The sequence below is a fragment of the Yersinia rohdei ATCC 43380 genome (assembly GCF_000173775.1).
Taxonomy (GTDB): Bacteria; Pseudomonadota; Gammaproteobacteria; order Enterobacterales; family Enterobacteriaceae; genus Yersinia; species Yersinia rohdei.
On sequence record NZ_ACCD01000061.1, the window covers coordinates 1 to 7,518 of the forward strand.

Sequence of the window (7,518 nt, forward strand, 5' to 3'; positions counted from 1 at the left end):
AGTTAAATTACAGAAAGACGGTGATGGGTACTTTGTTAGTTTCCCTGATATACCTGAGGCATTAACTCAAGGCGATACCAAAGAAGAAGCGTTAGAGATGGCGCGTGATGCTCTGGTGACTGCGTTTGAATTTTACTTTGCAGATAACCGCCCGGTTCCACTTCCGAGCGGTCTGGGTGATGACTTTGTGTCAGTACCAGCCAGTGTGTGGGCGAAAGTATTACTGCTCAATGCAATGTTGGAGACTGGAATAACTAACACTGAATTAGCACGCCGAATGGGGCTTAAGCCGCAGGAAGTTCAGAGGATTGTCACGTTAGGGCATAACACAAAGATTGATACAATCGAGGCGGCTTTGGCTGCCCTGGACAAGCGTGTAGAGTTATCAATTGAATAATCAGTAAACCCTTTAATTTTAAGGCTCACTTCGGTGGGCCTTTTGCATTTCAAGGTATGCGGTCAGCACATTGGTAGGTGTTGACGCCGGAACCGTAACCGGTTTCAAATTACAGTTAATCACATGAAATCGTTAACGCAGGTGCTCAGGTTAGCTTCGGTGGGCTTTTTGTCTTGGGATAAAAGTCATCCATTGAACTGCGTTGAGAAAATTCCTACACAAGTCAATCCCTGCCCCAATGTTTAATAATCCACCAAAGAACTACAATGAGTTATGAGAATAAAATAAAAAACATTGATCTTGGTCATTGTTTTTTGTTTTTTACCAAAAACTCTACAATTACTTAATGTAAATGGTTGAAGCTCGTTTGGAATATAAAATGAAAAAGCAATTGACTGTGTTGGCCTTTCTGATTTTATGCGCAACAGCTGCGCACGCAGCCCCCCCAACAGCTGAATTAAAAGTTAAAGGGAAAATAGGTGTTCCGGCATGTAATATTAATGCACCAGACAACGGTGTTTATAATTTTGGTAATATAAGTTCAACTCAGATTAAATCAGGCACAACAACAACTGGATTACCTAAAATGAGTAAAAGTTGGACAATAATCTGTGATGCCTCAACTTACCTGAACGTAACCCCGATTGATAATCGGGCAGCTACAGCGAGTTCGACTGAAACTAAGGCGAGATTTGGTCTGGGTTCTATCAACGGCAACGGAAAAATTGGATTTTACTGGGTGGCGCTGTCGAATGCCAAGGTTGATAATCAGCCATCCAATCTGTACTACACTAGTACCAATGCTTTTACTTCTGTTGGAACCTCAGCAAATCTTTGGTCTGGTTCTATTACAGGTTGGGCATCTGCTGCAAACACCCAAACGGCAGGTAAAGTATTTAGTGCTGATTTTGAGGTCGAACCGGTATTGGCTGGTGTAACTGATATGAAAGGCACTATCACTGAAGATATTAAAATTGACGGCTCTTTGACGATGAATTTTGCCTTTGGTATCTAGCAGCGCAATATAGTTAGTGATTATCGCTACGCAATACAGTCTTATCGGTATGTACTACGCCACATCCTTATGTGTTATCAATTTCACTATCCGTTATGAAATCATCACGGATAACCATTTAAAGGCTCACTTCGGTGGGCCTTTTTTATTTTAGCCCATCAGTCACTCAATCAACTCCACACACTTTTAACTGATGAGTGGCTGCGCTGGTGGGCTAAATTCCTTAACTATACGCCCAACCCGCAGACTGGGAGGGGGAGACTATGAAGATGAAGGATTATTCTAGCTCTATCGCCCTGTGGTTTGGTGGGCTAACAACAACCATTGGCGCGCTATCACTTAATGACTGGGCAATGATTGCCGGCATCATCTGCACCTTTGGCACTTTTGGGGTGAACTGGCACTACAAGCGTAAAGAGTTCCAATTACGGGAGAAGGCCAATGTCTCCAGCTCTTCGTAATAAGATAATCGGCGTATCGGGAGGTGGGCAATGGCCTCAATCAAAACCAAGCTAAGCGCAGCAGTCCTCGGTCTGATTATGGCTGGCGCTCCCGCATCGGTCATTTTCAGTCAATTTCTTGATGAGAAAGAAGGTAACCGGCTAATTGCTTACCCTGACGGTAAAGGGATTTGGACTGTTTGCCGTGGTGCTACTCGAGTTGATGGTAAGCCAGTAGTGAAAGGTCTGAAGCTAACAGCGGAAAAGTGCGCTGCGGTGAATAAGCTAGAAGCTGACAAGGCGATAAGCTGAATGAATAAAAGTATCGGGATAGTTATTACCGTGCTGATTGTTGTTGTGTCAGCCCTGCTATTTAACAGCTAGCCGATCACATCTACCCCTTACAGCCCATTATCGCCATAGTTTATGTCTGTGCGCCGGTAGCTGCTCCCATGAATTTTGTGATTAGCGGAATGGCGGCGGCAGACAGTGCAACCCTATGGCTGCAAACTCTTGCTGGGCGATTGGCTACTAACTAAGGGAGAATAAAATGAAAGTATTTTACAGTGCAATTGACAACAGCTTTTATCCTGATGAGTTGCGCGAGCAATACGTCACGGCGGGAAGCTGGCCGGATGATGCTGTAGAGGTGAGCAATAAATTATTTCAAGAATTTATTACGGCTCCGGCAGGCAAAGAAAGGAAAGCAGACACTGATGGTATGCCGCGCTGGGTTGACGTCCAACCGCCATCCGAAATTGAGTTAATCGCGCAGGCTGAATATAAAAAGACTGAATTAATGTCTCAAGCAAATAGTGAAATAGCGCCACTGCAAGATGCAGTTGATCTGAATATGGCTAACGCTGATGAAGTTACGGCGCTTCAGACCTGGAAGAAATATCGGGTGTTGTTGAATCGTGTTGATATTGACGCAGCACCGGAGATTGATTGGCCTGTCGCACCAGAATAATAAATACAAAACCGGGCTTAATGGCCCGGTTATTTACCGTGGACTAAAATGACAGATATCACTATTAGCGATGAACAATTTTTTATTTCTGTTTTGTTGCCGTGAATTTATCACTGTATTTTTGTACAACCCAAAAGATTATAGCCCCGCCTACGATGGAGCCGATAGCGACCAGCCAGGCAGTTATCCCTTCATAGAAGGCATAAGCAACAACCAACCCTACTACTACTGCAAATGACACTATAGTCCCAATTATATCAAAGGCAAAACGCAATAACCCATTAATAACTTTTGATTTCATCTGCAAAATGCCTCAAAGCTATAGGATTATTTTTTGCCATTTTACTTAGTTTAATAAAACGCTCGAATGGCTTCTCAAAAAGAAAGAACAACATATCGTAGTCATCCGGTTTTAGCTTATTAAAAAGCGTTGGATTCTCTCTAGCCAATATTCGCGATGCTTCACATGCTCGCGCCATAATCCCTTGAAACATGACACCGGAAATCATAATGGTGGTGCCAAATCTTAAACTAAGTTTTACTGCAATCCCAGCAACTAAGCCACTAACGACCTTACCACTTATGTGACCTGCTATCAGCGTTTGAGCAGACATACGAGTGGCTTTACCAGTGGCACTATAAATAAGCTCTTGGTACAGTTGTTGAATTATTTCATCCGGTAGACGGCTGAGCGTATCATGAATTATGATATCTGCTACTTTAGCAATAATATATCGATCGCGAATGAGATTACTGAAAGCGTTTATAAAACGCTTATCATCAAACATATTTCTTTGCTGATAATATCGACCACCATCTGAAAGATTCAAATCTTGAAAGGTTCGCTCAACACCCAAATATAAATCCACGGGGATAGACTTGATTCCCTCAGCCATAGCTTTAATAAATCTTGATGAATCCATAACCTTCCCTTGTTATTGCCATATTAATCCCTGTCCAGCATATTAGATTATGGATGATTACTCCATGCAATAAGAGTGAGCAAAACTCTGAAAGTAGCATAATGCTGATGGTTTCTACCCTATGCAATACTTCATAGGGTGAGAGATTCTAAGCACAAAAAAAGCCCACACGAGACTCGGTGGGCTAGGTAATCAATTTTTGATGGTTCAATGTTCTGGTGTGGCAATTTGAGCATGGTAACACTTTGGTAACATAGCAATGTTACAGACACAAAAAAGCCGACAGCGACGTCGGCGAATAGGTTACATGCATCTTATAGTTCTGTTCGGTAAACCCGGCAGCGGGGCCGGGTTAGAGTGGGGCGGTTATTTTAGTTTAGGCAGCTCAGGTCTTTTCAGTTGGCTAAGTAAACCAACTGTATTGACTTGAGGGATAGCCCCGTCTCTAACTTTATTTTGAATATATGCAGGGAATTTTGTTGGCAAGTAAGACTGTTGCATCCAACGTCTAAACTCACCCAAAGCATCATCTGGATATATCCAGGCTTCAATAGGGCCCGCTTTGTGCTGCGGGAACCAATCTGGATACATATGAGGATGTCTAGTTCTGTTGCCATATTTAGCATCGAGGTTTTGTGAAACCCAGTGCTTACCCCAGAACGTACCAACGCTAATATCTGGTATCGCTGCGGGGCCAAAATCAAAACCAGAGTTTATCATTTTTAATGAAAGATCAGCCATTTCACTAAAAATAGAGAAGAAGCCAAAAGGTGTCTGAGAGTTTAGCTGAAGACGTTCATGGAAGCATTGCCAAGCACCTCTTAATGGATTTTCTGGATCTATTCCAACGCTAAGGAATATCAATCTTCTTAGTGCACTGTCACCAAGTGCTCGGAAATTTTTTAGAGCCGTAGTTTTATCTGTTTGTTCTGCATCGAATGCGTAATATTCTAAAATTGCCATGCAGACTGATGAGGGGAATGCTCTTACATCCACACCATTGTTCTTAACAGTCCAGTATAGCTGGGTAAGTCTTACGCCCTTATTTTGGAGTATTAGGTCAATTTTTTGACCTCTTGGTTTTTGTCTTTCTTCTATCCAATTCTTTCTTCTATCCAATTAGTAGTTAGTCTTGCTATGGCGGCAGGGTCAACACCACATAACCGTGATAATCCACGCATTGTAAGATATGGAGTACCATTGTTAAGCACCCCCATCTGAATCCCTTCAACTTCAACTTCAACTTCAACTTATTTTACCGGAAATACTTCAATTTCAAGCTGTTGACCGGGAAGGCTGTTTTCTACTATATCCATATGAAATCATTAGTAATTAAGGTGATGATCGAATAGTGTAAATTCCCGGTAATTTTGTAGCGCTCCGGTCTTTGCCAGATTCGCTGTATTTGTTCACCCCACCCTAGCAGTAGGTTAGCCGTGACATCTATGTGCTAGCTGAGATAGTAAGTCATATCACCAATTTTTATGCCATTACCCAGCAAGGCTATGGTAATAGCCGCTACTGCGGAAATAGCTATAACAGAAGCTAAGACTAAGATTGCGGGAACTATATACTCCTTCATATCTTCTTTCTCGGTCATCCATCGGATAGCAGTAGGTTAGCCACTTCAGAACATCTCAGCCTCATGCCACCATCGCATAAACCACTCTGCCATTTCGAAAACATAAAAAAGGCTCAGCGTAGTCGCCACAATCAGAATAATGATAGTCCAATCAAACTTCATTACCCCTCCGAGAGCCTGGCAGTAGGTTAGCCGTGGGTTAGGGTATGAGTATCCCAGACTTATCTCTATAGATAAGGCAATTTGTTCCCCAAGAATATACTCACGCAGCTAGCGTGAATTAATTACTCGGATGTCCGTAAGTTGCTTATCCCAAAAAGTAAACTCTATACCGGAGTGACGATAGGTTATCGTGTGCTCATGCGCTCCAGGCATTGCCCCAAACTCTGAAACTACACTATCACCTTCCCTTGTTGGGGTTCCATAGGCTTTATATACATCTTGTATGGAGCTATTTTTGCCTATCCCTTTATCGGTTATACCTTCAAATGATTTATATTTTGGAAGTCTATAATACAGAAATATTGCGGCTATTTTTCCTTCGTTGTTGTACGAAGCATCTATCCCTTTCGTTGGAAGGAGTAGATAACCATCCTTCATTACGAAATCTTTTGAAAATTTTGATTTGGCATGTTCGATGGAATCACCAAGTGAAAGATTTTCTATACCTATACCAGGAGTTATTGTATAGCTATCATAAGATTGCTTTTGATCTGCGACCGAGGTACACCCTAATAGATTTAGGGTGTAGCATAGAAGCAACATTAAGCGAAGCATATAAACATCCAAGTTTGAATTTTACTTGAGCATCATAGAACGAATAAGTTGTAACACAAATACTGGGGATATATCAGGGGGGAGTGGCCGGCAGGTCACCGGCTTGGTGCAGAGAGATTGAACTTTAAACGGCTGCTATTTCACACGATCAAAGCTAGTTGCGTGCCAACTCTGTGCTTAGCAACTTTCCTATCTAAGTGGACTTCCTTTCACGACGTATTGCTTTTGGCATTTTTTGTATCCATTCATCAACTAATTCACGGTTGTAGAAGCAAGCAGATATTTCATGAGGGATGCCATTGCCTGAGACGTGCTTATACTCTCGGCCTTCCATCCACGTTGTATCTCTCGCATATTTAATAGTGTTTTTCTTAAGCCCAGTGATTGCCATCAATACTGATTCTGAAACCCAACGAGAAGATACTAACTGAATTATGTTATCCATAACTATGTTGCCTTTTGTATATCTGATGAACGAACTTTGCGGACGTTTTTTATACTTTACACGCAAAATGAATCATTGAACCGACTTTCTTGATAGATGAACCTACCGTGGGTCGGTTCAATTTAAAATAAATTTACCTTATATATTAAATGAATAAGTCCGTGAACCGACTGAACCTACCGAACCGACTACTTTCTGGTTATATATAGAGAAATTTTATTTGCGATTATGAATTCATAATCAACTGTTAAATTGATAGTTAAATAATAACCAGCAAAGTGAAGTGCAATGATATGAAGTCATTTTAATAGCAAATATTGTCTTTCAATATTCTTGGTAATTTCTTCGTACAGGTTTGGGGAAGGAAAATTATTTGGGGGTATCGTTGGGGGTACCTTTAAAATTGAACTTGGTTAATGTCTTTATTTAACAGTGTTTTGAGAGTTTAATTTTGCTCCTGTAGGGCATTAAGAATCAATGATTTACCCTGCTTTCAATAATTCCAAATTGTCTCCGTGGGACGAATTTGGGACATGACCATCAAAAATACTATCAATTTGCATGGCATGAGCACTAAAATGGCGTGGCGCGAGGGGGGCATACCTCTGTACCATTTCGATTGATTCCCAACCGCCCATTTCCTGCAATGCCGATAGCGGGACTCCGGCCTGGACTAACCAGCTTGCCCAGGTGTGGCGAAGATAGTGAAAACGGAAGTTGTCTATTCATTTCCAGTCGCGCTCTGCGGCACGCATAATCGCTTTCATTAATGCCAGGTGTTTCGCCTTCGTTGAAATACTAACGGGCACTTCAACGAACGGTTCTACGAGTTCACCGCGCCTTCTTAGCGAACCCGCTTTTGACTCCCAGTTATCTCTATGTTTTCTGTTAGTCATTTTACTGACGGCAGCATAAATTTTTGCTTCAGAAATGTTTTTTAGCAAAACCCCCTGAAAGTGAATGAGCCAG

At 41.9% G+C, this 7,518-nt stretch carries 10 protein-coding genes and 3 pseudogenes; 6 read left to right on the forward strand and 7 right to left on the reverse strand.

Annotated elements, in window-relative coordinates; genetic code table 11:
* The 6 genes and pseudogenes from YROHD0001_RS0119050 to YROHD0001_RS00225 all read left to right on the forward strand — a co-directional run.
* On the forward strand, nt 1-397 hold a 397-nt coding region (locus YROHD0001_RS0119050; protein ID WP_032818538.1), incomplete at its 5' end, for a type II toxin-antitoxin system HicB family antitoxin.
* Nucleotides 398-776: 379 nt separating this feature from the next.
* A complete protein-coding gene (locus YROHD0001_RS00240; protein WP_032818540.1) occupies nt 777-1,412 on the forward strand; it encodes a DUF1120 domain-containing protein in 636 nt (211 codons plus the stop codon).
* 263 nt (nt 1,413-1,675) lie between these two features.
* Nucleotides 1,676-1,873: a phage holin family protein gene (locus YROHD0001_RS00235; protein ID WP_032818541.1), complete on the forward strand. Its 198-nt coding sequence runs from the start codon at nt 1,676-1,678 to the stop codon at nt 1,871-1,873.
* Nucleotides 1,874-1,903: 30 nt separating this feature from the next.
* Nucleotides 1,904-2,161: pseudogene (locus YROHD0001_RS00230) on the forward strand (glycoside hydrolase family protein); the annotation flags it as partial.
* 68 nt (nt 2,162-2,229) lie between these two features.
* Nucleotides 2,230-2,349 (forward strand): annotated as a pseudogene (locus tag YROHD0001_RS20545) (baseplate J/gp47 family protein); the annotation flags it as partial.
* A gap of 53 nt (nt 2,350-2,402) precedes the next feature.
* Nucleotides 2,403-2,822 carry a tail fiber assembly protein gene (locus YROHD0001_RS00225; protein WP_004716911.1) on the forward strand — a complete coding sequence of 140 codons (420 nt, stop codon included), beginning with the start codon at nt 2,403-2,405 and terminating at the stop codon, nt 2,820-2,822.
* Between the two features lie 82 nt (nt 2,823-2,904).
* On the opposite strand, the gene YROHD0001_RS0119055 is transcribed toward YROHD0001_RS00225, so the two are convergent.
* The 7 genes and pseudogenes from YROHD0001_RS0119055 to YROHD0001_RS20135 form a co-directional block, all read right to left on the reverse strand.
* Nucleotides 2,905-3,123: a hypothetical protein gene (locus YROHD0001_RS0119055; protein WP_032818544.1), complete on the reverse strand. Its 219-nt coding sequence runs from the start codon at nt 3,121-3,123 to the stop codon at nt 2,905-2,907.
* Complete coding sequence (locus tag YROHD0001_RS00220; protein WP_004716913.1) at nt 3,104-3,745, reverse strand: hypothetical protein; 642 nt, start codon at nt 3,743-3,745, stop codon at nt 3,104-3,106. The genes YROHD0001_RS0119055 and YROHD0001_RS00220 overlap by 20 nt, the downstream gene beginning before the upstream one ends.
* A 366-nt stretch (nt 3,746-4,111) precedes the next feature.
* Nucleotides 4,112-4,864: a BstA C-terminal domain-containing protein gene (locus tag YROHD0001_RS00215; protein ID WP_004716914.1), complete on the reverse strand. Its 753-nt coding sequence runs from the start codon at nt 4,862-4,864 to the stop codon at nt 4,112-4,114.
* A 331-nt stretch (nt 4,865-5,195) separates the two neighbouring features.
* Complete coding sequence (locus tag YROHD0001_RS20870) at nt 5,196-5,327, reverse strand: hypothetical protein (protein WP_261368904.1); 132 nt, start codon at nt 5,325-5,327, stop codon at nt 5,196-5,198.
* A 270-nt stretch (nt 5,328-5,597) separates the two neighbouring features.
* On the reverse strand, nt 5,598-6,104 hold the full coding sequence (locus YROHD0001_RS0119060; protein ID WP_032818546.1) for a hypothetical protein: 507 nt from the start codon (nt 6,102-6,104) through the stop codon (nt 5,598-5,600).
* A gap of 193 nt (nt 6,105-6,297) precedes the next feature.
* Nucleotides 6,298-6,549: an excisionase family protein gene (xisR, locus tag YROHD0001_RS0119065; RefSeq protein ID WP_032818547.1), complete on the reverse strand. Its 252-nt coding sequence runs from the start codon at nt 6,547-6,549 to the stop codon at nt 6,298-6,300.
* A gap of 482 nt (nt 6,550-7,031) precedes the next feature.
* Nucleotides 7,032-7,518 (reverse strand): annotated as a pseudogene (locus YROHD0001_RS20135) (tyrosine-type recombinase/integrase); the annotation flags it as partial.

Excerpts from the sequence above, each read along its gene's own strand:
- YROHD0001_RS0119060 (WP_032818546.1), bottom strand. The coding sequence starts at position 6,104 with ATGCTTCGCTTAATGTTGCTTCTATGCTACACCCTAAATCTATTAGGG.
- YROHD0001_RS00220 (WP_004716913.1), bottom strand. The coding sequence starts at position 3,745 with ATGGATTCATCAAGATTTATTAAAGCTATGGCTGAGGGAATCAAGTCT.
- YROHD0001_RS00225 (WP_004716911.1), top strand. The coding sequence starts at position 2,403 with ATGAAAGTATTTTACAGTGCAATTGACAACAGCTTTTATCCTGATGAG.
- YROHD0001_RS00240 (WP_032818540.1), top strand. The coding sequence starts at position 777 with ATGAAAAAGCAATTGACTGTGTTGGCCTTTCTGATTTTATGCGCAACA.
- YROHD0001_RS20870 (WP_261368904.1), bottom strand. The coding sequence starts at position 5,327 with ATGAAGGAGTATATAGTTCCCGCAATCTTAGTCTTAGCTTCTGTTATA.
- YROHD0001_RS0119055 (WP_032818544.1), bottom strand. The coding sequence starts at position 3,123 with ATGAAATCAAAAGTTATTAATGGGTTATTGCGTTTTGCCTTTGATATA.
- xisR (WP_032818547.1), bottom strand. The coding sequence starts at position 6,549 with ATGGATAACATAATTCAGTTAGTATCTTCTCGTTGGGTTTCAGAATCA.
- YROHD0001_RS00235 (WP_032818541.1), top strand. The coding sequence starts at position 1,676 with ATGAAGATGAAGGATTATTCTAGCTCTATCGCCCTGTGGTTTGGTGGG.